3 protein-coding genes are annotated in these 2,091 nt (G+C 36.5%); all 3 read left to right on the top strand.

What is annotated here, in order from left to right:
- Positions 1-117: IS3 family transposase (locus tag RDN22_RS11285; RefSeq protein ID WP_308554877.1), on the top strand; the 117-nt coding region annotated here is incomplete at its 5' end.
- A gap of 64 nt (positions 118-181) precedes the next feature.
- Positions 182-1,102 carry a hypothetical protein gene (locus tag RDN22_RS11280; protein WP_308558153.1) on the top strand — a complete coding sequence of 307 codons (921 nt, stop codon included), beginning with the start codon at positions 182-184 and terminating at the stop codon, positions 1,100-1,102.
- Positions 1,103-1,220: 118 nt separating this feature from the next.
- Positions 1,221-2,030, top strand: a complete 810-nt coding sequence (locus RDN22_RS11275; protein WP_308558152.1) for a Cof-type HAD-IIB family hydrolase — start codon at positions 1,221-1,223, stop codon at positions 2,028-2,030.
- The last annotated feature ends 61 nt before the right edge of the window (positions 2,031-2,091 follow it).

The following is a 2,091-nucleotide window of genomic DNA, read 5'->3' as shown; positions in this document are numbered from 1 at the left end:
GCTCAAGCTATAGAGGAATATATCAAATACTATAACGAAGAAAGGATAAAGAGCAGATTAAAAGGCTTAACTCCGAAAGAATATCGGAATCAAGCCTCTATTAATCCTATGTTTTAAAATGTCTACTTTTTAGGTCCCACTTCATGGTGGTAAGAGTTAGTTTTTTATTTTGGGTAATACTATGGGCGTAAATGAACAATTAACTGACCGAGAACGGGTCGAATTAACTAAAAAATCTTATGATAATTTACAATTGGGTGAAAGTGTCACAATTGGTGAGCACCATATTGGCGTAGTTTGCCGAGTAGAGCATGCGAAAGATGGGATGCATGCATATGTGATTAGTAATCCAAATGAAATCACAATTTTATATAAAGGATCTTATGGTTTTAAAAAAGGAACGCCGCAGACTTGGCGAGATGAATGGCTTAAGACGAATTTACCGATATTGCGAGCAATGCTTTCACAGGAGCGGCGGATTCCTAGTCAACTAAAATCTGCGAGTCAATTTTTAAATCATGTGATTAGTCAATTTAGAGGCAGTCGAGTTTATATTTATGGCCACTCTTTAGGCTCAATTAATGCACAGTTTGCTTTGGCTAATTGTCGGCATCCAGAAGCAATCGCTGCAGCTTATCTGTATGAAGGAACCAACATTTGGCTTTTGTTTACTCCCAAAGAGAGAAGACGCGTAGCCAAAATGAGAGAGCGCATCTACAATTATGTAGATATTTATGATCCAGTCACTCTAGGAATTACTGAAACGCACCATATGGTTGGTAAGTTGCAATATGTTGATAGCGAGCCGATGCAGCCAATTAAGCAGCACATGTGGGGTGGATATCAGTTTAATCCAGATGGCAGTCTAAAGTTGCGCAAGGTAGATCAAGCCTTTTTAGCAGAAAGCCGAAGTGAACATAAATTGCTTAGCCGTTCAGGTGAAGTAACTGATTTTATTGAAAAAATTGGCTCTAGCGATGAAATTAAGAAAATGGCAACAGTAAAATTGGATGAATTAGTTAAGCGATATCCAGATCATAAGAGCATAGCTAAGCTAGCCGAAATATTTAAAAATGAATTATTAAAAGACGAGAATAAATAAGGCTAATTCCTTGATACCGTTTCCAAATTGGCATGTATTGGTTTCTAAATTGACACTTAGTATTTATTTATAAATGATAAAATCAATTTAATTAGATCAAAGAAAAGAGGGAATTACTGTGACGGTAAAACTTGTTGCAATAGATACCGATGGTACTTTGCTTAACTCTCAAGGTGAAATATTAGACTCAACTAAAGAAGTCGTAAAAAAGGCTTTAGATAAAGGAATAAAAATCGTTCTTTGTTCTGGTCGTCCTATTGCCGGATTAGCTCATTACATGAAAGAGCTTGGCATTAGCGGAGAAGACCAATACGCTGTAACTTTAAATGGTGCAATTACTAGAAATGCGGATGGTAAAGCAATAACGCAAGACCTAGTAAGCAATGAAATGTATCGCAAGATGACTGCTTTTGGCAAGAAGCATCATGTGCCATTTAATATCGTGGATGCTGATTCAAGAATTATTACTGCTGATCACGATGTTGATTTCATGGAATTAGTTCAAGCATGGGAAAATAAGGCGGGGATGTTAATTCGTGAGCCAGACGATTTTCCAAAAGATTTTATGATTTCTAAAGGCTGTTTTGTAGGCAATTCTAGTATGCTAGATCAGATTGAGCCTTTAGTTAGAAAAGAATTCGCGCAAGATCTATATGTTGTTCGTGCTGATAAAAATTTCTTAGAACTGCTTAATCCTAAGGTAAATAAGGGTAACGGTTTAAAAGAGCTTGGTGAAAAAATTGGTATTACTCCTGAAGAAATGGCAGCTTTTGGGGATGCTGGTAATGATATTACGATGTTTGAGACTGTGAAAACCAGTATCTGCATGGGTAACGGAACTGAAGAAGCTAAGAAAGCAGCCAAATATATCACCGCATCAAACGATGAAGATGGAATTGCTCAGGCCTTTGAAAAATATATTTTTTAATCAATAAAACATTCTAAGCTTAATAGTGAATTGATTATCCGACGGGATAGTCGATTCACTA

It is taken from the genome of uncultured Lactobacillus sp., from assembly GCF_902491705.1.
Classification (GTDB): Bacteria; Bacillota; Bacilli; order Lactobacillales; family Lactobacillaceae; genus Lactobacillus.
Note: the sequence above shows the minus strand (reverse complement) of the source record. Positions and strands in the feature narration are given on the sequence as shown.